Below are 22,801 nucleotides of genomic sequence, written 5' to 3'. Positions count from 1 at the left end.
TCAGGCCCGCTTCCGCGCCCGCGGTTTGGCGGTGGGCGCCTTTTTGGGGGCCGGGGCTTTTTTCGTGGTGGTCTTTTTGGCGCCGCTGTCGCCGACCGACTTCTTCAGGGCTGCCATCAGATCGATGACATTGCCGCCGGTCGCTGCGGCGGGCTCCTCGACGTCCTCCAGCACCTTCTTGCCCTTGGCCCTGGCCTTCTTCTCGACCAGCTTTTTCAGGGCATCGACATAACGGTCATGGAATTCCGAGGCGTCGAAGGGGGCCGTCCGCTGTTCGATCAGCGAGCTGGCCAGGTCGATCAGGGCCTTCTCGGGCTTGTCCGTGCCTATGCCCTTGAAGAAGGACTGCCCCTGGCGCACCTCGTCGCCGTACCGCAGAGTTTCCAGCAGCAGACCCTTCCCGCAGGGCTTCAGGGCGACCAGCTTTTCATGGCCGCGAACCGACAGCTGGCCGAGGGCGATCTTCTTCGCGGCACGCAGGGCCTCGCGCAGGACGATGAAGGCCTCCTCCGCCAGATCATCGGCCGGCACGACGTAATAGGGCTTTTCGAAATAGAGGGGGTCGATCTCGTGCGCCTCGACGAACTGGACCAGGTCGAGGGTCTTCTTGCTTTCGATGCGGACGGCCTCGATCTCCTCATCGTCGAGCAGGACGTAGTTGCCCTTTGAGACCTCATAGCCCTTGACGATCTCGTCGCGGTCCACCGGCCCCAGACCGGACACGACCTTTTCATAGGAGATCGGCTTGCCCGACGGTTCATGGATCTGGCGGAAGCTGATCGAGGCGCCGGACTTCACCGCCGCATAGATCTCTACCGGTATGGACACCAGGGCCAGACGGATATTGCCCTGCCAGTAAGCGCGCGCTGCCATGGATGACTCCCTTTCGCGGAGTCAGAACACCCCAGAAGCCCCCGGGTTCGCGTGTTACGGCAGCGGCGCGATGATCCCTGACCTACTGCGGCACGCTGGGCGCGCCGAAGTCGAAGGCCGGCTCCTGGCGTCGCGGGCTGCTGCCAAAGGTATAGGTCAGGCCGATGTAATAGGTCGGCTCGCTGAACCTCACCCGGCTGCGGTCCTGGAAGGCGGGCGTGTCGGTGAAGGAGTCGATCTCGGCCGTGTCCAGAATGTTGGTGCCCGTCAGAACCAGACTGAAGTTATCGGTGAATTTGCGCCGGTAGCCGATGTTCAGCATGCCGAAGGCGCTGCGCTCGCTCTGGGCCTGGATCTGTTCGCCGACATAGAAGCCGTTCAGCTGGAAGAAGTCGGTGTCGGTCGGCGACCAGTTGATGGAGGCCCGCGCCGTGCCGCTGGTCCCGCTGCGCTCGATGCCGCCCGCGATGCCGGGAATGCTGATGTCCTGCTGATACAGGGTTCCCGAGGCGTTGTAGGTCACCTTGGGACCGAAGCGGCCATTGACGATAAACTCGACGCCGGTGCGCTGGCTTTCGCCCAGGTTCTCGCGGGTGGTCAGCACCACGCCGCCGCCGAGGTCCTGCGAGACATCGGTCACACCGCCACTGCTGTCCCGATAGAAGGCCGTCACCGCATAGAAGGTCGGCCCCCTGCGCAGTTGCCAGGTCAGCTCGAACGAGTCCGTGATCTCCGGGTCGAGATCGGGATTGCCGCGCCGCAGGTTCTGCGGGTCGATATAGATGGTGTAGGGGTTCAGATCCTGGGGCGACGGGCGGCTGATCCGGCGGCTGTAGCCCCCGCGCAGACGCTGGCTGTCCGTCAGCTGATAGCCGAAATTCAGCGTCGGATAGGCCTTCAGGTAATCGCGCTGGACGGTGATCGAATCCGTGATCTGGTCGAGGGTGAAGTCGACCTGTTCGATCCGCAGACCCGCCTGGACATCCAGATCGCCGAACGGCCGCTCATAGGTGACATAGGCGGCGTGGATCCACTCTTCATAGTCAAAGCGGTTGGTCAGGGCCGCGACCGGGGCAAGGCTGGCTTCGTCCGGGCCGCGCCAGCCGAACGAGTCGAACTCGTCCATGCCAAGATCGCCCTCATAGCCGATCTTGAGCAGGCGACGCTCACCCATGGGTCGGGTATAGTCGAGCTTGAAGCCATAGGCGTTGCGCTGGTTGTCCCCGCCGGTGCGCTGCACGAAATCGGGCTCGCTACCGATCTGGGTTGTCGAAAACAGGTCCAGGTCGCGCTCCGACCGGCTCGAATCCACCTCGAAATCGGCGGCCAGTTCGTGCTGATTGCCCTCAAGCTTGCGACGCCAGGACAGGCGACCGCCGACGTTGCTGTTGGCGAAGCTGCCGGTCTGGAGCCGTTCATAGCGGTCGCTGACCGTTCCGAGGCCATTCGCACGCTCAAAAATCTGCAGCCCGTCATTCTCGGCCTCAAAGGCGCGGTAGCTGAGCTCGCCGCTGATCCGGTCGCGCGCATTGAGGTCATAGTCGGCGCTGATACGGGCATTGCCGAAGGTATTGGTGTTCTCGCCCGTCGCCACGCTTTCCTCGAGGATGGTCGCGGCCGGAGACGCGCCGGGGCGCAGGCGGCTCGACTCGCTCTCGACGTCGCTGACGTTGTGGCGCAGACCGATGTCGCCCGACAGCGTCAGGCCGTCCTTGGTACGGCTGCCGCTCAGGGACAGGTTGCCGCGCTCACCGCCGTCCCATGAGGCGCGAACGCCGACAGAGGTGACCGACGGCTGGGCCGTCCGGGTCACCAGATTGATGATCCCGCCGCTGCCCTCGGGGCTGAAGGCCGCAGACGGGTTGGTGATCACTTCCACCCGCTCGATCTGGCTGCCCGACATGGCCTGCAGCACATCGGCGCGCGAGGCGCCGCGCAGCATGGCGGATGGACGTCCGTCCACCAGGATCGTGACATTACCGTCGCCGCGCAGGCTGACATTGCCCTGCAGATCAACCTCGACACCCGGGACATTGCGCAGGACGTCCGCGACCGAACCGGTCTGGGCCTGCACATCGTTGGAGACATTGTAGATCATCCGGTCGGCGGCCGTGATGATGTCGCTGCGGGTGGCCTGAACGAGGATTTCGTCGACCTCGGTGGACTCTTCATCCTCCTCCTCTTCGGCGGCAACCGGCGGATCCTGATTGGCGTCCTGGGCCAGGGCCGGGGCGGCGGACAGCAGGCACCCGAAGAAGAGCGCCGTCGTCAGAAGCAGTGTGCGGTTCGACATGTTCAGCCCGATTCAGAAATTCAGCCCCAGAGGCGTCAATTCGCCTTTGGCTACAGAGAGGTGTGGTGATCCGGGCGGTAGCACGCCGCTGCGGCCGGACAAGTTAAATCCGGGACAGGTTGAAGGCCTCGCGATGGCCACAATTACCCGAGGGGGCTGTCATTAATCTTCAAGGCCTACCCCCCCCTGGAACAAGATAACAATGTTCATTGACACGACCTGTGATTGTGACATCTTCTAATAGGTCGTCAGGGGGAATAAACATGTCAGAAGGCGGGACGCGCGACGGGGATATCCTGTACGAGTTGGTCAGCGATTGCGCCGGGCATATCCTCAAGGCGGACCGGCCCCACCTGACCCCCAGGGACTACCTTCCGATGGGAGAAGGCCCGGGGACCCACTCCTACGATGCCGCAACCCTGCAGTCCTTTATTGAAAGGCTGGTGCAGGATATCAACGTGAAGTTGAAGTCCTCCTACCGGCCCACCAAAGAATTTCTTGGCAAGCAAAAGGTCACCTCGACCTATGCCGCCGTAAAGATCGCCACCTGGGGATGGTTGTTCAAGAAGGTAAGCAAGGACGATGCAGTCCTCTCTCGTCTGAGGGCTCTGAAATGATCCGCAGGGCAGGAATTCTGACAGTCGCCCTTCTGGCTTTCGCAGCTATTGCCCATGCGGCCAATGCCCAGGCGGCGAGGGATCCCAAGCCTCCGATTCTACAAGGCTTGCCGTGCAGCCAGGACAGGATTGCGCATGAAGATGTCATCGCAGCTCTGGTTTTCGGGGCCGATGTTTCTCTGCGGGGCAGGGCGTTGGCAGCGATTGCATCCGACACACTTGGCGACCGGGTGGCCGAGTGGCGGAATGATCCCGACAGTCCACTTCTTGAACCCGCACGCACACTCGACGTTGCCGTGGACAATCTGCTGAACAATGAAGCCGGTACGCCGGGCTATGTGGTCATCTCGCCCGACGCGCCTGTCGGCGATCTGGGGCGGTTGTTCCTGAACCGCCAGGCGGAGCAGTGGATCCGGTTCCCCTGTGGGCCACGCCTGGCTGCGGCATCGGACTGGCGGGACACGCTGATCGTGACCAGCGTGGGCGACTCGGGCAAAGCCAAGAAGTTCGAGACCCGCCCCTTCGCCACACTGAGTTGGCTGGACAATCGCGAGAGCGGCGAGGAAACGACCGAGGTCGATATCTATGTCGGATTCTCGGCTCCTCTTTGGGGCCCCGTGAGCCCCTCCGTCGCCTATCAACGTCGCTCTGGCACCAAACCTGTCAATGACCTGACCTTTGCACTTGAAGGCGAGGTCGGATTTCTGTCCTGGAGCGCGGGGTACGAAACCGACGACGACTTCAACTCGGCCCTCTATCGCGCCCAGTTCGAGTTCGAACCCTTCGCCGGCAGCGATATCTGTGCCTCTGCCCTCAGCCGCGACGGTGAATACAATCCGGTGAGTGGCGGCAACTGCAGTCTCTGGTTTACCGGTGACTATGTCGATGTCGACGAGATCGGGGACAAGGCCGGTCTGGTGGACCGCCGCGAGTTCAGCCGGCTGGGAGCCCGACTTTCGGCCTCGTGGTGGATCCGCGCCGGCGACAGCGAAGCCTACTGGATGCTGTCAGGATCCTACGCCTTCTTCGAGACTGTGGGAGGCGATGAGGCGGACGCCGCCATGGCTCGTGTCTCGCTCAACTTCCTGCCTTCGAAGTACAGCCCCTACAGTGTGGGTCTGACCTATGAAAACGGGAATGATCTCACCAGCTTTACGCCGGTCGACCAGATCAAGGTCACCCTGGGCTTCCGCCGCTGACGCCCGAGGATCGCTCCTTCCGCAGGCCTGTATATAAACGCAATCTATCTTCAGCATCAGAAAATAGTCTTAGCCTATTGTCGAGGGTTTGATACCTTGGTCCGGTCACGTCCCCGGATTTGCACCGGGGCCCACATCACCCGGGAGATCAAGGCATGGACGGAAACGCAGGCGACCCCCTCAGCGACCCCAGGAAGCAGCGCGGCGCGCTTCGCTCGCTTCTGGGCCGCACCAATCGCGACTGGTGGCCGAACCATCTGGCGATCGACATCCTGCACCAGCAGGGCCGGACCGGCGACCCGATGGGCGACGACTTCAACTATGCCGAGGCCTTCAAGAAGCTGGACTATGCGGCGGTCAAGCGTGACCTGCATGCCCTGATGACCGATAGCCAGCCCTGGTGGCCGGCGGACTATGGCCATTATGGCCCCTTCTTCATCCGTATGGCGTGGCACTCGGCCGGCACCTATCGCACCGCCGATGGACGCGGCGGGGCCGGGGCCGGTCAGCAACGCTTTGCCCCCCTGAACAGCTGGCCCGACAACGGCAACCTCGACAAGGCCCGGCGCCTGCTTTGGCCGATCAAGCAGAAGTATGGTGCCAGCCTGTCGTGGGCCGATCTGATGATCCTGGCCGGCAATGTCGCCATTGAAAGCATGGGCGGGCCGGTGTTCGGTTTCGGTGGCGGTCGCGCCGACACCTGGGAGCCTGAAAAGGACGTCTACTGGGGCACCGAGGAAAAATGGGTCGGCGAAGAAGGCAATGAGACCCGCATCCAGCCCGACAAGGAGATGGCGCTGGAGGAACCGCTGGCCGCCATCCAGATGGGTCTGATCTATGTGAACCCGGAAGGCCCCGGCGGGGTCCCGGACGCCCTGCAGTCGGCCCGCGACATCCGCGAGACCTTCCGCCGGATGGGTATGAATGACGAGGAAACAGCGGCCCTGACCGCAGGGGGGCACACCTTCGGCAAGGCTCATGGCGCGGGCGACGCGAAGAAGGTGGGGATCAGCCCCGAGGGCGCCGACATCGCCCAGCAGGGTATGGGCTGGGTGTCCGGCCACGAGAGCGGCATGGGCGATCACACCATCACCTCGGGCATCGAAGGCTCCTGGACCCCGACCCCGATCACCTGGGACATGTCCTATTTCGACATGCTGCTGGACCACGACTATGAGCTGGTCCGCAGCCCGGCCGGGGCCAAGCAATGGCAGCCGGTCGGCAATCCGGACGACACCCTGGCCCCCGCCGCACACACGCCCGGCAAGCGGGTGCCGACGATGATGACGACCGCCGACATGGCGTTCAAATTCGACCCGGAATACCGCAAGGTCATGGAGAAATTCCGGGCCGATCCGGCCTATTTCGCCGACCAGTTCGCGCGCGCCTGGTTCAAGCTGTGCCACCGCGACATGGGCCCCAAGGCCCGCTACCTCGGCCCCGAGGTTCCGGCCGAAGACCTGATCTGGCAGGACCCGATCCCGGCCCACACGGGACCGACCCTCTCCGGGGCCGACATCCGCGATCTGAAGGATGCGATTGCCGCCTCGGACCTGTCGGTGGCGGACATGGTGCGCACGGCCTGGGCCTCGGCCTCGACCTATCGCGGCTCGGACCACCGCGGCGGTGCCAATGGCGGTCGCATCCGTCTCGCGCCGCAGAAGGACTGGGACGTCAATGAGCCGGAAAAACTGGCCCGCGTGCTCAAGGTCTATGAGGACATCAAGTCAAGCTCGGGCAAGAATGTCTCGATCGCGGACCTGATCGTGCTCGGCGGTTCCGTCGGTATCGAAAAGGCGGCCCGCGCCGCCGGTCACGACATCGAGGTGCCCTTCACCCCGGGACGCACCGATGCCTCGCAGGAGCAAACCGAGATCGACGGCTTCCATTGGCTGGAGCCCCGCGCTGACGGCTTCAGAAACTATCTGCAGGTGCGGTTCAACGTGCCTACGGAAGAGCTGCTGATCGACCGGTCGCAACTTCTGGGTCTGACGGCGCCGCAGATGACCGTGCTGGTCGGCGGTCTGCGGGTGCTTGGCATCAACCACAAGGGCTCGAAGGATGGCGTTTTCACGGACCGTCCCGGCCAGCTGACGAACGACTTCTTCGTCAATCTGCTGGACATGGGCACGGCCTGGAAACAGGTCGACGACAGTTCGGACGAGACCTTCGTGGGTACCTGCCGCAACTCGGGCGAGCAAAAGTGGACCGCCACCCGGACCGATCTGGTATTCGGCTCCAACTCGCAGCTGCGGGCGCTGGCAGAGGTGTATGCCTCGGCCGACGCCGGTCAGAAATTCGTGCGCGACTTTGTGAAGGCGTGGGTGCAGGTGATGAATGCGGACCGCTTCGACCTGAACTGATCTGGCGGCCCGAACCGACTGAAAGACACCCGGATGCAGAGGCCTGCGTCCGGGTGTTTTCTTATGCCCCGGCGACCGGCTTGAGCGCACCGGCGTGGACGGCGGCCTCGATCGCCGCACGCAGGTCCGCCTCAGGCACGAAGTCGAACTGGGCGATCATGTCCTCAAGAACAAATACCGATTGGGTCATGGCCCATTCCATGGCAACCGAGGCCGGGCCACGAACGACAGGCGGCATCAAGCCTGTCGGGCTGTATCGCGTCAGGGATATCCTCTCCGGCAAACAGTAGTCGGATGATCGCCCCATCAGGCGCTGCTGGGTCATGGCGATCTCCTGCACGAAAGCCGGGCTGGCCGCCAGCGCCGCCAACCGCTGCCCCAGATCAGCCAGCTGTGCCGCCAGTGGCCTGCCTTCGTCCCGCGTCGCCGGGGGCAGCCAGGCCCGGAATGCCGGATCCTGCATGGCCGCGGACTCGAGCAGGCGGAACAGAATACGTCCGTAGAGCGGAGTCACGGACAAGGTCACATGGAGCGAGGCCCCCTCGACGGCGAGTGCGTCATGGTACCAGCCACGCGGAATATAGAGGACGTCTCCGGGCCGCATCCGGACTTCCCGCATGACGGGTCCACAGGCCGAGGCCAGATAGCGACGGACCTCCTCGCCCTCTCCAGGATAGTCGACAGGATCGGACTCACGGTTGCGGTAAAGCCGCCAGAGCTTTTCGCCTTCGGTCTGCACGGCGAAGACATCATGGGTGTCATAGTGGGGTCCGAACCCCTGCACCCCCTTGAAAGAGCAATAGACATTGGCCGCCACCGAGGCGGCATAGGTGGTGCGCAGGGTGTCGCAGACCGAGCGCAGGGGGGGTGTCAGCGCCCCCACATCATTGGCGACGACCGTGGCTCCCATTGCCATCATCACCTGCATTTTGGCCGGGGATGGCCGAACGACGGGTCCGGACATGGTCTGGACTTCGGCGCAATAGGTCTCGGCCGGAAGCTGCCTGCCGCTGTGCACCAGTTGCAGGCTCGCATGGGTCCAGATCGAGCTCTGCGCCAGTAGGTCGTTGAAAGTGGCCCAGTCCAGCAGACCGCGACGCGCAGCCCCCGTCTCTCCCTCGGCCGGGATGTGCAAGGGTGCCCTGCCCTCGACCTCGGCACGAAAGCGATCAAGGGTTACGGGATGGATCAGATCGGCAAGACTTGGCATACCCGGACGCTAGCGCCACCGACCGTCCGTGTCGATCAATCCGACGCCCGGCTGCCGGATGCCCGCATGAAGAGGCCGTCGCCCATGAAACCCAATCCGCGCGCCCTGATCGAGCGGTCGCTGGCCGCCATAGAATTGGGCGATCACGATGTGCTCGAGGCCTGCCTGCACCCCGAGGTGATCTATCGCCGTCCGGGCCTGCCGGTCCTGTCCGGTCGGGAGGCGGTCATCGACTATTACCGTCGCCTTCGCAGCGCCAAGACATCGCAGATCCTGCTCGACGAGATCGTCTGCGAAGGCGACCGGGCTGTGGCCATGGGCCTGGTCGAGGGGCGTGGGCATGACGGTGCCCCGATCCACGAGCGCTTCGCTGACGCCTACCGGATCGAGGACGGCCTGATCCGCGAACGCACCACCTACTTCTTCCGCCAGGGCTTCTGAGGCGATTGCCACGGCCATGCGCCGCGGCCAGAGTGAGGTCTCAGCCTCGGGAGGACGAGACCCATGCGACTGTCATCCATGATCACCGCGACGCTTCTGGCAACCGGCATGCTGGCGCTGGCCACGCCCAGCCTGGCCCAGTCCGGCGCACCGCCGACCGCCCAGCAGGCCAGCGGCGGTGCCATAGGGCGCATGAGTACGGATGATCAGCTTCGCCGTCACGAAGGCAATGAATATCGCTCCCGGTTGGAAGCCGAACAGATGACGGCCGAGGAGGCTGAGGCCCGCTACGGTGCCGAGCGGGTCGCCCTTGCTGAACGAGTGCAGGCCCTGATGGACGCCGGCCAGTGCGAGGATGCGCGGCGCATGGCCTCCGAGGCCGGTGAGCGGTCTATGGCCATCCGCGTGCGCCAGACCTGCCGGCGGCGATAAATCCGGCAGCTGCAAATCCGGAGGAGAACGATCATGACCTATATCGACGGCTATGTGCTGGCGGTGAAGAAGGACCGGCTGGACGAGTATCGCAAGATCGCTGCCGACGCCGCCGAGGTCTGGCGCGAGTACGGCGCCCTGCGGACCGTCGAGGCGGTGGCAGATGACGTGCCCTATGGCGAGACGACATCCTTTCCCCGCGCGGTGCAGCAGGCAGAGGACGAGGTCGTGATCTTCTCGTGGATCGAATATCCGGACAAGGCGACGCGGGACGCCTGTAATGAGAAGGTCATGACCGACCCTCGCATGCAATGCGACATGAGCAACGGCCCGATGAACGGCAAGACCATGATCTACGGCGGCTTTACCCCGATCGTCGACAACGGTTAGATCGTTGGAACAGCCTGGCTCAGCCGGCCGCCGATACGGATCGGCTCGATCCGGACAGCCAGTCCCGTGCGGTCGTCGGTCTCAACATAGACGCCGCAGACGGTCGCCGGGCCCGACGCCGGCTGGTAGCGGCCACCGCTCAGCCGGGTGGTGAAGCGGCGCAGGGGTTCTTCCTTGTCGTTGCCGATCACGGAATCATAGTTGCAGCAGCCGCCGGCGTCGGTCTGATAGGCGGTGCCGCCGGGCAGGATCTGGGCATCGGCGGTCGGAACATGGGTGTGTGTGCCGACCACCAGGCTGGCGCGCCCGTCGCAGAAATGGCCCATGGCCATCTTCTCGCTGGTCGCCTCGCAGTGGATGTCGACGATTGCGGCATCCGCGACCACACCCAGCGGTGCGGCTTCCAGTTCGCGCTCGACCGCGCTGAACGGATCGTCCATCGGGTCCATATGCACCCGGCCCAGCACATTGATGACCAGCACCCGGCGGCCATCCGATGTCGTGAAGACGTCGGCCCCCCGGCCCGGCGCATCCATCAGGCGGGGATAGTTGACGGGCCGGATCAGACGGGGCTCGCGCACGATATAGGTCAGGGCCTCGCGCTGGTCCCAGCTGTGGTTGCCCAGCGTCAGGACATCGGCCCCGGCGTTGAACAGATCGCGGGCCGTGTTCTCGGTGATGCCGAAACCGCCCGCCGCGTTCTCGGCATTGATGACCACGAAGTCGAGCTTCAGGTCGCGCTTCAGGCCAGGCAGATGGTCGGACAGGCCGTCGCGGCCGGACTTTCCGACCACGTCGCCGAAAAATGCCAGCCTCATGCGGCCGACCGGGGGGAGGAGGTGCGCGTCATGGGAAGGCGGTATAGCCGGTCTCGGTCAGAACGCCATGCAGGGCGACGTCATGCGGCTCGAACGGCAGGGCCTCAAACTGTTGTCCGGCATAGGCCAGGCCGATCCGGACCGCGTCCGGCAAGGCGGCAAAGGTGCGGTCGTAATGGCCGCCCCCCTGCCCCAGCCTGCGCCCCTGATCATCAAAGGCGAGGAGTGGCGCAACGATCAGGTCAGGAACCACCTCACCCGCCAGCGGGAAGGGAGCGGGTACCCCGGCCAGATCGGCTTCCAGCGGATCACCCGGGTTCCAGCGCCGGAAGATCATCGGGGCATCCGACGCCAGGGTGACGGGCAAGCACAGATCCACGCAGCGCGCGATCAGAGCCTCGACCAGCGGCCCCGTGTCCACTTCAGAGCCGATGGGATGATAGACGGCGACACAAGCGACCTGTGGCAGGCGGTGCGCATGACCAGCGGCACGCGCAGCGGCGTCCGGACCGTCCTTCGCCAGGGCCATCCGTCGGGCCCGCATCTCGGAACGCAGCGCGCGCTTGTCGATCATAGCGTCCCCGGGAAGGTTCCGCCCTCAAGCAACGAGGCCCTGCGGGCCGAGCGATAGGGCAGGAAAGAGGTTGGCGGCGCCACAAGAACCGTGAGGAGCTTTCAATCCTCTCGACCTGGCTTACCAGGTGGGCGCCGTGTGCCCAGGCCCTCGGGCCCGAACAGGGACAGCTCCCTATGAGAGAATTAAGGTCGCAAGGATTAGTCGCCCTCGACGTGAGCCGCAGCAGGACCCGCCGGGGACCAAGATAGGCCTCGACCTGTGGCCGGACAATGGCCGGCAGGCGGCATGCCTGCAAAATGGATCAGGTGATCGACTGGGCGATCTTTTCGATGCGGGCGGCAACGGCGTTCAGGGCCTCGGCGACCCCGGCATCAGCAGGCGGCGGCTCGGCCGGACGAACAGGCGCCTCACCCGAGCGGGCCTCCTGCAGTTCGTCGGCCAGGATCAGTCCAGCCATCAGGAACAGCCGCAGTTCTCCGACATGGCCTACCTCGGCGGCGACGTTGCTGACGTGGCCGGCGAACTGGGCGGCCAGTTGCTTGACGCGATCCTCCTGTCCATCGGCGCATCCGACGGCATAGGGCCGACCGTTGATCTCGACGGTGACGGTGGCCATCAGGCGCTCCCCCCTGGCCCGTCGTCCGCCAGGATCGCACGGATGGCCTCGGCCGAGGCGGCCAGCGCGGCGCGGGCCTCACGCCCGGCGTCTTCCAGCCGGGCCAGACGCCCGGCATCGGCGCGCGGCGCAAACAGGTCATCATCGCCGATCGGGGGGGCGGAAGCCGGTCGGGCCTTCAGGTCCTGCATGCGGCGTTCCAGCAGGGCGAGGGCCTTGTCGATACGGGCTTTCGCAGCGGTGGTGGCGTCGGCCATCGGTGTCACTTCCTCCGGAATCCCTATAGAACCCGTCCGCGCGTCGGGGTAAAGCGGCCCCGCCCCCCTTTTTCTCCCCCGCGTCCCGAGAGGTAGCCCGTGGCCAAAGCCGATTCCACCCCGCCGAAGGCTACCCCCAAACAAATGGCCGACGCCATTCGCGTGCTGGCCATGGACGCCGTGCAGAAGGCCAACAGCGGCCACCCCGGCATGCCGATGGGCATGGCCGATGTCGCCACAGTGCTGTTCTCGAAGTTTCTCAAGTTCGATGCCAGCCGTCCCGACTGGGCCGACCGCGACCGTTTCATCCTGTCGGCCGGGCATGGCTCCATGCTGATCTACGCCCTGCTGCACCTGACCGGCTATGAGGCGGCGACCCGCGAGGAGTTGTCGAACTTCCGCCAGTGGGGATCGAGGACTGCGGGCCACCCCGAATACGGACACATGCCGGGCGTCGAGACGACCACCGGCCCGCTGGGTCAGGGCCTGGCCAATGCCGTCGGCTTTGCCATGGCCGAGCGCCATCTGGCCGCGCATTTCGGTGAGGATCTGGTCGACCACCGCACCTGGGTGATCGCCGGCGACGGCTGCCTGATGGAGGGCGTGTCGCAGGAGGCCATCACGCTGGCCGGGCGGTACCGGCTGAACAAACTGACCGTGCTGTGGGACGACAATGCCATCACCATCGACGGCGCGGTCAGCCTGTCCGATGCGACGGATCAGAAGGCCCGTTTCAAGGCCGCCGGCTGGGCGGTCAAAGCCATCGACGGCCACGACATGGCGGCCATCAAGTCCGCGCTGAAATGGGCCGAGCGTCAGACCAAGCCCACCTTGATCGCCTGCAAAACGAAGATCGGGCGCGGCGCCGCCACGATGGAAGGCAGCCACAAGACCCACGGCGCGGCGCTGGGCGAGGCCGAGATCGCGGCCACGCGGCTGGGTCTGGCCTGGGATCACGACCCGTTCGACATTCCGGAGCCGGTCGAAAAGGCCTGGCGCAAGGTCGGACGTCGCGGCGCGGAGGTCCGTCAGGCGTGGGAGGAGCGGCTGGAGGACTCGGAGTTCCACGATGATTTCGTGCGGGCCATGGCCGGGGGCCTGCCCGACGATGCCTTCAACGCCCTCGAGGCCGCCATCGCGAAAACCGTCGAGACCAGACCGGCCCAGGCCACACGCCAGTCGTCCGGCGCGGCGCTCGCCGCCCTGTTCGAGCCCATTCCGGAGCTGATCGGCGGCTCGGCCGACCTGACCGGCTCAAACAATACCCTCGTCGCGGGCACCGAGACCTTTGACGCCCCTGACTATGCCGGGCGCTACATCAACTGGGGCATCCGCGAGCACGGCATGGCTGCGGCCATGAACGGCATGGCGCTGCACGGGGGGATCATTCCCTACGGCGGCACCTTCATGGTGTTCTCGGACTACAGCCGACCGTCGATCCGGCTGGCCGCCCTGATGGGCATCCGCGTCATCCATGTGCTCACACACGACTCGATCGGTCTGGGCGAGGACGGCCCGACCCACCAGCCGGTCGAGCATCTGGCCGCGCTTCGCGCCATTCCGAACCTGCAGGTCTTCCGCCCTGCCGACACGGTCGAGGCCATGGAGTGCTGGCGTCTGGCGCTGGAAAAGGCCGACGGCCCCTCGGCGCTGGCCCTGTCGCGGCAAAAGACCCCGGCGGTCAGGACGGAAGCCGCCACCGAGAACCTTTCGGCCAGGGGCGCCTATGAGCTGCGAGCCGCCTCGGCCAAGGCCAGGGCCACCCTGTTCGCCACCGGCACCGAAGTGGCCATCGCGCTGAAGGCCGCCGACATGCTCGAGGCCGACGGCGTGCCGACCCGCGTGGTCTCGGTGCCGTCGTTCGAGCTCTTCAACCAGCAGCCCAAGGCCTATCAGGCCAAGATCGTCGCCAAGGGCACGGTCCGCGTCGCCATCGAGGCCGGCGTGCGTCAGGGCTGGGACCGCTTCATCGGCGAGGACGGCGGCTTCGTCGGCATGTCGGGCTTCGGTGCCTCAGCCCCGGCCGAAGTGCTCTACGAGAAGTTCGGCATCACGGCGGAGGCCGTCGTGGCCGAGGTCAGGGCGCGGCTGTAATTTGATCCTCCCCTGCATAGCGGGGGAGGGGGACCACGCGTAGCGTGGTGGAGAGGGCGACCTCACGTGCGGTGCCTGGGGCTTGCCCCCTCCACCGCTTCGCGGTCCCCCTCCCCCGTCGCGATGCGACAAGGGAGGAACACAATGAAACTCGGCACGCCCCTCTCCGACAGCGCGGTTCGCGTCATGCTTCTCGGAGCGGGTGAGCTGGGCAAGGAGGTGGCCATCGAGCTGCAGCGTCTCGGGGTCGAGGTGATCGCGGTCGACCGCTATGCCAACGCACCGGCCATGCAGGTCGCTCACCGCAGCCACGTCATCCCCATGACCGATCCGCAGGTGCTGAACGGCGTCATCCTGGCCGAGGCCCCGCACATCATCGTGCCCGAGATTGAAGCCATCGCCACCGAGGTGCTGGCCGACATTGAGGCGGCAGGGCTGGCGACCGTCATCCCCACGGCGCGGGCGACGCAGCTGACCATGAACCGCGAGGGCATCCGCCGGCTGGCTGCGGAAGAGCTGGGCCTGCCGACCAGCCCCTATGCCTTTGCCGGATCCGCCGCCGAACTGGCCGAGGCCGCGCATACCATCGGTCTGCCGGTGTTCGTCAAGCCGGTCATGTCGTCCTCGGGCAAGGGCCAGTCGATGATCGACGCCATTGAGGACGCGGCCAATGCCTGGGCCTGGGCCCAGTCAGGCGGGCGGGTCGAAACCACGCGGGTGATCGTCGAGGGGCGGATCGACTTTGACTATGAGATCACCCTGCTGACGGTGCGCTCGCTGCGAGACGGCAAGGTCGTCACCGACTTCTGCGCGCCCATCGGTCATCGCCAGGTCAAGGGCGACTATGTCGAGAGCTGGCAGCCGCAGGCCATGAGCGCGGCCGCGCTGGCCTCGGCGCAGGATATCGCGGGCAACATCACCGGTGCGCTGGGCGGTCTGGGCGTGTTCGGAGTCGAGCTGTTCGTGAAGGGCGATCAGGTCTGGTTCTCGGAGGTCTCGCCCCGGCCGCACGATACCGGTCTGGTCACCCTGGCCAGCCAGACGATGAGCGAGTTCGCCCTTCACGCCCGGGCCATCCTGGGGCTGCCGGTCGATGTCAGCTTGCGGGAGCCCGCCGCCAGCGCCGTCATCTATGGCGGTATGGAGGCTGAGGGGATTGCGTTTGAGGGCGTGGCCGAGGCCCTGTCGGTGCCCACCGCCGACCTGCGCCTGTTCGGCAAGCCGGAGGCGTTTGAGCGCAGGCGGATGGGCGTGGCGACCGCGCGCGGCGGCGACACCGATCAGGCCCGCGAGCGCGCCCGCGAAGCCGCTTCCCGCGTCAGGCCGGTTCACGGCTAATCGGTCGCTTCATCGGTCAGCAGGGCTGCAATGGCCGCGTCGAGCACCACATCCTCGCCGGCGCGGCGCTGGGCCAGCGTCGGGATGACCTCGATGTCAGGTGTCACGCCTTCGCCTTCCAGGGAATGCCGTTCGGCGGTCAGGATCACGAACAAGCTCAGGGACATGACGCCGCCATCGGGCAGTTCGATGTCGCGCGACCCGATCACGGCCCCCGCCGTCGTTTCGCCGACCACGCGCCCGCGCCCCGCATCCTGGACATGCGCTGCCAGCAGCTCTGACGCACTGGCCGAGCCGGGCCCGGTCAGCACGATCAACGGCCCCTCCCAGACGACCTCGCGCGGGGCGGTGACGAACCGGACGTCGATCAGCCGCCGCTTCTGGACCGCGAAACCCACACTGTCGCGATGGAGCAGGCCGACCACACTGGACAGCGCCGCCAGCTGGCCGCCGTCATTGTCCCGCACATCGAGAATTAAGGCCCGGGGCGGGTCTGCCTCGGCCTCGCGTAGCCGGGCCTCCAGCCATTCAACCGCCTCGGGATCGAATCTGTCGAACCTGAGGATCAGAATACCGTCGCGGCGCGTGGCCTCGTGAAAAGGCCGGGGCGGAAGGGCGATGGGGGCGATGGTGCGCTCGTGCCGTTGACCGGTCTCGTCCTCGAACACCAGGGGCGTGGGGTGACCCAGTCGCGGGGACACACCCGTGAAGTCGTTCAACCCGTCCACGCGCACCAGCCGCCAGCCCACCTGAATGCCCTCCGCGGCGGCCGGACCGTCCGGGCGTACCCGTGTGACGAACCAGTCGTCCCCCATGCGGGCGGCCGTCAGACCAAAGGACGGCCCGGCCTGGCCCTGGTTACTGGCATGTTCACGCGCCCGCACGGCCGGGGATGTCGCCGACAGATGGCGATCATTCATGAGGTCGAACAGATTGTTCAGCTGCCCGTAGAAGCCCGCCTCGGTCGGCTCGGCCAGGGCCGCCTCGCGCCGTCGCGCGGCCTCGTCCTTCCAGTCCACGCCCCGAAGGTCGCGGTCGTAATAGTGACCGGCGACATAGCCGACCGCCGCGTCCCAGACCCGCGCGTTCAGGGCCCGCCGCTCGGCCGACCCGTCCGCCACCACCACGGGCGGGGGCACCACGCCCCTTTCGGCATAGGGCAGGCTGGAACAGGCCGCGATCAGGGCGAGGGCACCGCCGAGGAGGCCGATCAGCAGGGGTCTGAGGGTCGGGCGTCGCATCATCATGGCCCGACGCTATGGGCGGATGCTCCCCCGGGCAAGGGCCCCGATGCCTGCCTCGACCCGGGCCCTTCCGGACCCGATCCGACACAATCCATCACGCCTTGTTACGCGCCGGGGGTTGATCCGCGCCGCGCCCGGTTCCATTGAAGCGCCAACCATAAACATCGCTTCAGGAGCCCCGCCCATGACCGTCCGCGTCGCCATCAATGGTTTCGGCCGTATCGGCCGTCTCGTCCTGCGCTCGATCGTCGAGCATGGCCGTCGCGACATCGAGGTGGTGGCGATCAACGATCTGGGGCCGGTGGCCACCAACGCCCACCTGCTGAAGTATGACTCGGTCCATGGCCGCTTCCCCGGCACAGTCGAGTCGGGCGACGACTGGATCGACGTGAGTCTGGGCCGGATCAAGGTGACGGCCGAGCGCGACCCCGCCAACCTGCCGCACAGGGATCTGGGCGTCGACATCGCCTTTGAGTGCACCGGCATCTTCGCCTCCAAGGACAAGGCCTCGGCCCACCTGACTGCGGGTGCCAGGCGCGTGCTGGTCTCGGCCCCCGCCGACAATGCCGACAAGACCATCGTCTACGGCGTCAACCACGACACCCTGACGTCCGAGGACGTCGTGGTCTCGAACGCCAGCTGCACGACCAACTGCCTGGCCCCCATCGCCAAGGTGCTGCACGACCTGGTCGGGATCGAGCGCGGCTATATGACGACCATCCACGCCTACACCGGCGACCAGCCGACGCTGGATACGATGCACAAGGACCTGTACCGCGCCCGCGCCGCCGGCCTTTCCATGATCCCGACCTCGACCGGCGCGGCCAAGGCCGTCGGCCTGGTCCTGCCGGAGCTGAAGGGCAAGCTGGACGGCTCGTCGATCCGCGTGCCGACCCCCAACGTCTCGGTCGTCGACCTCAAGATCGTCCCCGGCCGCGACACCTCGGTTGACGAGGTCAATACCGCGCTGAAGGCCGCCGCCGACGGCCCGATGAAGGGCGTTCTGGCCACCACCACCGACCCGGTCGTGTCCATGGATCTGAACCACATCGCCGCCAGCTCGACCGCCGCCCTGCCCCAGACCCAGGTCATCGAGGGCAAGCTGGTCCGCGTGCTCAGCTGGTACGACAACGAATGGGGCTTCGCGACCCGCATGAGCGACACGGCGCTGGTGATGAGCAAGCACTTCTAAGCACGTGCGCGTCTCCTCCCCGTCGCCCGGCGATGGGGAGGGGGACCACGAAGTGGTGGAGGAGTTCTTCTCCAACGCATCGAGTCCGGGGTGAGAGCCCCTCCGACACGGCGCAAGATGCGCCGCGCCACCTCCCCATCGCGCCGCGAGAGGGAGGAGACAGGGAATATGTCCATGACCTTCCGCACCCTCGACGACGCCAAGGACCTCGCTGGCAAGACCGCTCTCGTTCGCGTGGATTTCAACGTTCCGATGGAGGGGGGCAGGGTCACCGATGACACCCGGCTGCGCGCCGCCTTGCCGACCATCCAGCGGCTGCGCGATGCGGGGGCAAAGGTCGCGCTCCTGGCCCATTTCGACCGGCCGAAGGGCAAGCGGGTGCCCGAGATGAGCCTTCAACCCGTCGTCGATGATCTGGAGCGCCTGCTGGGCGCGCCGGTGCGGTTCGCCGATGACTGCGTAGGCGAAGAGGCCAAGGCCGCCATCGCGGACGTCGACCCGGGCGGGGTGATCCTGCTGGAGAATGTCCGCTTCCACGCGGGCGAGGAGAAGAACGATCCCGCCTTTGCCGCCCGACTGGCCGAGCTGGGGGACCTTTACGTCAACGACGCCTTTTCCGCCGCGCACCGGGCCCATGCCTCGACCGAAGGGCTGGCGCGCCTGCTGCCCGCCTATGCCGGCGAGGCGATGAAGCGCGAGCTTGAGGCGCTGGACGCGGCGTTGGGCAATCCGGTCAAGCCGGTGCTGGGCATCGTCGGCGGGGCCAAGGTCTCGACCAAGCTGGACCTGCTGAAGAATCTGGTCGGACGGCTGGACCGACTGGCCATCGGCGGCGGCATGGCCAACACCTTCCTGTTCGCCCAGGGGATAGACATCGGCGGCTCGCTGGCCGAGCGCGACATGGCCGACACTGCGCGCGAGATCATCGCCGAGGCCGAGGCCAAAGGCTGCGAACTGCTGCTGCCGATCGATGTGGTCGTGGCCACCGAGGTCAAGCCGGGGACCGAGACCCGCACCGTCCTCGCCCGTGAGGAGATCGGCGACGACGAGAAGATCCTGGATGCCGGACCGCTGACCATCGAGAAACTGGTCAAGGCCATGGCCCTGTCGCGCACCCTGATCTGGAACGGCCCGCTGGGCGTGTTCGAGGTGCCGCCCTTTGATGCCGCGACCGTCAAGGCGGCCCAGGCGGCGGGCCAGCTGGCGACCAGCGGCGCCATCACGGCTGTGGCCGGTGGTGGCGACACCGTCTCGGCCCTCAACCATGCCGGTGTGGTCGACCAGATGACCTTCGTCTCCACCGCCGGCGGTGCCTTCCTCGAGTGGATGGAGGGCAAGCCCCTGCCCGGCGTCGAGGCCCTGCGCGTCTGACGCCACACCGGGTGCCCGAGTGGATGATGCGCTGTAACACGGCGTGACTTCGGCGCGGTCCCGCGTTACATCCACGTCAAAAGAACAGGGCTCAGGAGACTACCCATGGCGCGCATCACGCTGCGACAACTGCTCGATCACGCGGCTGAGGAAGGCTACGGCCTGCCCGCGTACAACATCAACAATATGGAACAGGGTCTGGCGATCATGGAGGCGGCCGAGGCGGTCAACGCCCCCGTCATTATCCAGGCCAGCCGCGGGGCGCGCAGCTATGCCAACGATGTGGTGCTGGCCCGCCTGATCGACGCCCTCGTCGAGCTCTACCCCCACATCCCGGTCTGCATGCACCAGGACCACGGCAACGGCCCCGCCACCTGCGCCACCGCCATCCAGTACGGCTTTACCTCGGTGATGATGGACGGCTCGCTGGAAGAGGACGCCAAGACCCCCGCCAGCTACGAATACAATGTCGACGTCACCCGCCGCGTGACCCAGATGGCCCACAGCTGCGGCGTCTCGGTCGAGGGTGAGCTGGGCGTGCTGGGCAGCCTCGAGACCGGCATGGGCGAGGCCGAGGATGGCCACGGCTTTGAGGGCAAGCTCGACCATTCGGCCCTGCTGACCGACCCGGACCAAGCCGTTGATTTCGTCCGCGAGACCAAGGTCGATGCGCTGGCCATCGCCATGGGCACCAGCCACGGGGCCTACAAATTCAGCCGCAAGCCCGACGGGGCCGTGCTGGCCATGAATGTCATCGAGGAAATCCACCGCCGCCTGCCCGACACCCATCTGGTCATGCACGGCTCGTCCTCGGTGCCGCAGGACCTGCAGGACATCATCAACCAGTACGGCGGCCAGATGCCCCAGACCTGGGGGGTGCCCGTCGAGGAAATCCAGCGCGGCATCAAGCACGGCGTGCGCAAGATCAACATCGACACCGACAACCGGATGGCCATCACCGGCGCCATCCGCAAGGTGCTGGCCGAGAAGCCGGGCGAGTTCGATCCGCGCGCCTATCTGAAGCCGGCCAAGGAAGCCATGCGCAAGCTGTGCATCGAGCGCTACCAGCAGTTCGGCTGCGAGGGTCAGGCCTCGAAGATCAAGCCGCTGTCGACCGCCCAGATGGCCAAACGCTATGCCTCGGGTGAGCTGGACCCCCAGATCGGAGCCCCGGCCCGCGCGGCCTGATCACCAGCTGTAGCGGCCCTGGAAATAGTAGCGCACGTCACGCGCACGGCGTTCGGCATCATCCAGTTCGTCCTGGGCCCGCCGCCACTCGCGGATCGTGTCCTCGCGTTCGCGACGCAGTTCGCGGACGCGGGCCCGGGCGGCCTCGCGCGCTTCTTCGGACAGATCGCGGTCGCGGGCCTGACCTTCGAAATAGGCGATCTTCTCGTCGAGTTCCTCGGCCCGGGCGCCCAGGCTGTCGATCCGGCTACGGGCCTCGTTGAGCGCCTGTTCGGCCCGGTACAGTTCCTGCCCGTCACTGAAGGCCGCGAGGAACGCCCCCTCCATCGGTCCCCGGCAGACCCCGGCATAGCTGTTGCCCCGGACCGCCTCGGCAAAGCCCCGCTCGGGCACGCAATAGCCGCGTAGCCCGTCCTCGCGCGCCGAGAAATAGGCGCGGGAGTCCGGCACCACCCCGTATTTGGCGCAGGCCTCGGCATGGGCCTCCAGCCGGCTTTCGGGCAGTCCGGCATAGCCGTCCTTATAGCCTTGCTCGCCCCAGGCACCCGCCAGGCACTGCGCCTCGCTCATGGTCGCGCAACTGCCGAGCAACAGCAGCGCGGCCCCGCCCGCGCATGCCAGAAAAATGCGGCTCATCTCACCCTCCCCGGTTGGACGAGCGCCACCATGCCCAAGGTCAAGCTTCCCGGCAAATTCCACCCTGGCTATCGCGTGCCACGGCGCATGATAAGGTCGCCGGATTCATGCCCGCGCCCGTTCCTGACCTTGATGAAGACCTTGACGGGGCGACCGTGCTCGAGGTCCGGCTCGACGCCCGCCAGCCGCGGCTGGACAAGGCGCTCAGCGAGGCCCTGCCCGATGTCTCGCGCGCGCGACTTCAAGCCCTGATCGCGGCAGGGGCCGTAACCCTCGACGGCCGCATCGTTTCGTCCGGATCGCGATCCGCCGAGCCGGGGATCTACCGCGTCCTGATGCCCGCCCCGGTTGCTGCGGACCCGCTGCCCGAGGACCTGCCCCTCACCGTCCTGTTCGAGGACGAACACCTGATCGTGGTCGACAAACCTGCGGGCATGGCCACCCATCCCGCGCCGGGCAGCGAGACGGGCACCCTGGTCAACGCCCTGCTCCACCACTGCGGCGACAGCCTGTCGGGGATCGGCGGGGTCGCCCGTCCCGGCATTGTCCATCGACTCGACAAGGGCACCTCGGGCGTCATGGTCGCCGCCAAGCATGACCGGGCCCATCAGGGCCTGACCGCCCTGTTCGCCGCCCACGACATTGAGCGCACCTATATCGCCCTGACGCGGGGGACGCTGACCCCCGAGCGCGGTCGGATCGAGAGCCGCCTCGGCCGCTCGACCCACGACCGCAAGAAGATGGCGGTCCTCAAGACCGGCGGCCGCGAGGCCGTGACAGACTACGTCGTCGAGCGCACCTTTGGTCACCCTGCAAAGGCGGGTGGTGCGCCGCTCGCTGCCCGCGTTGCCTGCACGCTTCACACCGGCCGCACCCATCAGATTCGGGTGCATATGGCATCGAAGGGCGCCCCGCTTCTCGGCGACCCTGTCTATGGGTCTGGTCCGCCCGCGCAGTCCGTCCGCGACGCGATCGCCGCGTCAGGCCTGGACCGCCAGGCCCTCCACGCAGCCGTGCTGGGCTTTGTTCACCCCGTGTCCGGTCAGGCTCTGCGGTTCCGGACTGAACCTCCCGCTGACATGCAGGGCCTTCAGGACCGCCTGGAGGCCCTGTAGCCGCCGCCCCCGGATGGAACGATCATAGTAGGTGGCGCCTTCCTTCAAAACCTGCCTCATCCCCCCAAGGTGCCCCATGACCGACACGATCCGCCATGATGCCCAGAACCAGCGCTATGAACTCGACCTCAAGGGCGAGACCGCCTTCATCGGCTACAGCCGCGCGGGCAATCAGCTGATTCTGAACACTACCCAGGTCCCGCCCCCGCTGGAGGGCCGGGGTATCGCTGCGCGCCTGACCGCCCATGTCCTGGAAGAAGCACGCCGCGAAGGCCTCAAGATCGTTCCTCTGTGCAGTTATTCCGCAGCCTACATACGCCGCCATCCCGATCAGGCAGACCTTCTGGCCTGACCGGGCTACGGGCCCCGGGATGATAGTCTTGAAAAAAAACGGACCCGGGACTATACTCCCGCCAGTTGATCGTGGCTTCGGTGCCACGGCCCCTCGCGGCTGTGACAATGCGCCCCTAGGCAAGGGGGCAACCGATCCCCACGTCAATTGTTGAGGGGTGAGGCGTCGGTGCACATTCTCGTGGC

At 66.3% G+C, this 22,801-nt stretch carries 22 protein-coding genes and 1 other RNA gene; 13 read left to right on the top strand and 10 right to left on the bottom strand.

What is annotated here, in order from left to right:
* Both IBJ06_RS09655 and IBJ06_RS09650 read right to left on the bottom strand, forming a co-directional pair.
* Positions 1-873, bottom strand: coding sequence for a Ku protein (locus IBJ06_RS09655; protein WP_292159687.1), 873 nt, complete (start codon positions 871-873; stop codon positions 1-3).
* A gap of 82 nt (positions 874-955) precedes the next feature.
* Positions 956-3,166, bottom strand: coding sequence for a TonB-dependent receptor (locus tag IBJ06_RS09650; RefSeq protein WP_292159685.1), 2,211 nt, complete (start codon positions 3,164-3,166; stop codon positions 956-958).
* 263 nt (positions 3,167-3,429) lie between these two features.
* Here IBJ06_RS09650 and IBJ06_RS09645 point away from each other — a divergent pair, with 263 nt between their 5' ends.
* The 3 genes from IBJ06_RS09645 to katG all read left to right on the top strand — a co-directional run bounded on the left by IBJ06_RS09645 (position 3,430) and on the right by katG (position 7,345).
* Positions 3,430-3,783, top strand: coding sequence for a hypothetical protein (locus tag IBJ06_RS09645; RefSeq protein ID WP_292159683.1), 354 nt, complete (start codon positions 3,430-3,432; stop codon positions 3,781-3,783).
* A 194-nt stretch (positions 3,784-3,977) separates the two neighbouring features.
* On the top strand, positions 3,978-4,982 hold the full coding sequence (locus IBJ06_RS09640) for a hypothetical protein (RefSeq protein ID WP_292159682.1): 1,005 nt from the start codon (positions 3,978-3,980) through the stop codon (positions 4,980-4,982).
* 155 nt (positions 4,983-5,137) lie between these two features.
* Positions 5,138-7,345: a catalase/peroxidase HPI gene (katG, locus tag IBJ06_RS09635; RefSeq protein ID WP_292159680.1), complete on the top strand. Its 2,208-nt coding sequence runs from the start codon at positions 5,138-5,140 to the stop codon at positions 7,343-7,345.
* A 61-nt stretch (positions 7,346-7,406) separates the two neighbouring features.
* Here the strand turns inward: katG and IBJ06_RS09630 are convergent, their stop codons facing one another.
* A complete protein-coding gene (locus tag IBJ06_RS09630; RefSeq protein ID WP_292159679.1) occupies positions 7,407-8,555 on the bottom strand; it encodes a cupin domain-containing protein in 1,149 nt (382 codons plus the stop codon).
* A gap of 84 nt (positions 8,556-8,639) precedes the next feature.
* On the opposite strand from IBJ06_RS09630, the gene IBJ06_RS09625 reads away from it, so the two are divergent.
* From IBJ06_RS09625 to IBJ06_RS09615, 3 genes are all read left to right on the top strand, one after another.
* Positions 8,640-8,996: a nuclear transport factor 2 family protein gene (locus IBJ06_RS09625; RefSeq protein ID WP_292159677.1), complete on the top strand. Its 357-nt coding sequence runs from the start codon at positions 8,640-8,642 to the stop codon at positions 8,994-8,996.
* Positions 8,997-9,059: 63 nt separating this feature from the next.
* Positions 9,060-9,428 (top strand): hypothetical protein, encoded by a 369-nt coding sequence (locus tag IBJ06_RS09620; protein WP_292159674.1) that lies wholly within the window; start codon positions 9,060-9,062, stop codon positions 9,426-9,428.
* A 33-nt stretch (positions 9,429-9,461) separates the two neighbouring features.
* The gene (locus IBJ06_RS09615; protein WP_292159672.1) at positions 9,462-9,818 is read left to right on the top strand and encodes a DUF1428 domain-containing protein; all 357 of its coding nucleotides are present in this window, start codon (positions 9,462-9,464) and stop codon (positions 9,816-9,818) included.
* On the opposite strand, the gene IBJ06_RS09610 is transcribed toward IBJ06_RS09615, so the two are convergent.
* From IBJ06_RS09610 to IBJ06_RS09590, 5 genes are all read right to left on the bottom strand, one after another.
* On the bottom strand, positions 9,815-10,636 hold the full coding sequence (locus IBJ06_RS09610) for a TIGR00282 family metallophosphoesterase (protein WP_292159670.1): 822 nt from the start codon (positions 10,634-10,636) through the stop codon (positions 9,815-9,817). The genes IBJ06_RS09615 and IBJ06_RS09610 overlap by 4 nt on opposite strands.
* Before the next feature lie 28 nt (positions 10,637-10,664).
* Positions 10,665-11,210, bottom strand: a complete 546-nt coding sequence (locus tag IBJ06_RS09605) for a 5-formyltetrahydrofolate cyclo-ligase (RefSeq protein WP_292159668.1) — start codon at positions 11,208-11,210, stop codon at positions 10,665-10,667.
* Positions 11,211-11,282: 72 nt separating this feature from the next.
* Positions 11,283-11,442: non-coding RNA, 6S RNA (gene ssrS, locus IBJ06_RS09600), on the bottom strand.
* A gap of 72 nt (positions 11,443-11,514) precedes the next feature.
* A complete protein-coding gene (gene zapA / locus IBJ06_RS09595) occupies positions 11,515-11,829 on the bottom strand; it encodes a cell division protein ZapA (protein ID WP_292159666.1) in 315 nt (104 codons plus the stop codon).
* Positions 11,829-12,086, bottom strand: coding sequence for a hypothetical protein (locus IBJ06_RS09590; RefSeq protein WP_292159664.1), 258 nt, complete (start codon positions 12,084-12,086; stop codon positions 11,829-11,831). The genes zapA and IBJ06_RS09590 overlap by 1 nt, the downstream gene beginning before the upstream one ends.
* 144 nt (positions 12,087-12,230) lie before the next feature.
* Between IBJ06_RS09590 and tkt the strand changes: the two genes are divergently transcribed.
* The gene (gene tkt / locus IBJ06_RS09585) at positions 12,231-14,180 is read left to right on the top strand and encodes a transketolase (protein WP_292160171.1); all 1,950 of its coding nucleotides are present in this window, start codon (positions 12,231-12,233) and stop codon (positions 14,178-14,180) included.
* Positions 14,181-14,324: 144 nt separating this feature from the next.
* Complete coding sequence (gene purT, locus IBJ06_RS09580) at positions 14,325-15,518, top strand: formate-dependent phosphoribosylglycinamide formyltransferase (protein ID WP_292159662.1); 1,194 nt, start codon at positions 14,325-14,327, stop codon at positions 15,516-15,518.
* Here purT and IBJ06_RS09575 read toward each other — a convergent pair.
* Positions 15,515-16,759 carry a S41 family peptidase gene (locus IBJ06_RS09575; RefSeq protein WP_292159660.1) on the bottom strand — a complete coding sequence of 415 codons (1,245 nt, stop codon included), beginning with the start codon at positions 16,757-16,759 and terminating at the stop codon, positions 15,515-15,517. The genes purT and IBJ06_RS09575 overlap by 4 nt on opposite strands.
* Before the next feature lie 187 nt (positions 16,760-16,946).
* Here IBJ06_RS09575 and gap point away from each other — a divergent pair, with 187 nt between their 5' ends.
* The 3 genes from gap (at position 16,947) to fba (ending at position 20,513) form a co-directional block, all read left to right on the top strand.
* Complete coding sequence (gap, locus tag IBJ06_RS09570) at positions 16,947-17,954, top strand: type I glyceraldehyde-3-phosphate dehydrogenase (RefSeq protein WP_292159658.1); 1,008 nt, start codon at positions 16,947-16,949, stop codon at positions 17,952-17,954.
* Between the two features lie 174 nt (positions 17,955-18,128).
* On the top strand, positions 18,129-19,325 hold the full coding sequence (locus tag IBJ06_RS09565; protein ID WP_292160170.1) for a phosphoglycerate kinase: 1,197 nt from the start codon (positions 18,129-18,131) through the stop codon (positions 19,323-19,325).
* Between the two features lie 105 nt (positions 19,326-19,430).
* Positions 19,431-20,513: a class II fructose-bisphosphate aldolase gene (gene fba, locus IBJ06_RS09560; RefSeq protein WP_292159655.1), complete on the top strand. Its 1,083-nt coding sequence runs from the start codon at positions 19,431-19,433 to the stop codon at positions 20,511-20,513.
* Here fba and IBJ06_RS09555 read toward each other — a convergent pair whose 3' ends face one another.
* Positions 20,514-21,149, bottom strand: a complete 636-nt coding sequence (locus IBJ06_RS09555; RefSeq protein WP_292159653.1) for a DUF2799 domain-containing protein — start codon at positions 21,147-21,149, stop codon at positions 20,514-20,516.
* Between the two features lie 107 nt (positions 21,150-21,256).
* Between IBJ06_RS09555 and IBJ06_RS09550 the strand changes: the two genes are divergently transcribed.
* Positions 21,257-22,264 carry an RluA family pseudouridine synthase gene (locus tag IBJ06_RS09550; protein ID WP_292159651.1) on the top strand — a complete coding sequence of 336 codons (1,008 nt, stop codon included), beginning with the start codon at positions 21,257-21,259 and terminating at the stop codon, positions 22,262-22,264.
* Positions 22,265-22,340: 76 nt separating this feature from the next.
* On the top strand, positions 22,341-22,616 hold the full coding sequence (locus tag IBJ06_RS09545; RefSeq protein ID WP_292159650.1) for a GNAT family N-acetyltransferase: 276 nt from the start codon (positions 22,341-22,343) through the stop codon (positions 22,614-22,616).
* Positions 22,617-22,801: the final 185 nt, after the last annotated feature.

Source organism: Brevundimonas sp. (genome assembly GCF_016742135.1).
GTDB lineage: Bacteria > Pseudomonadota > Alphaproteobacteria > Caulobacterales > Caulobacteraceae > Brevundimonas.
This window is presented reverse-complemented; position numbering and strand designations above follow the sequence as displayed.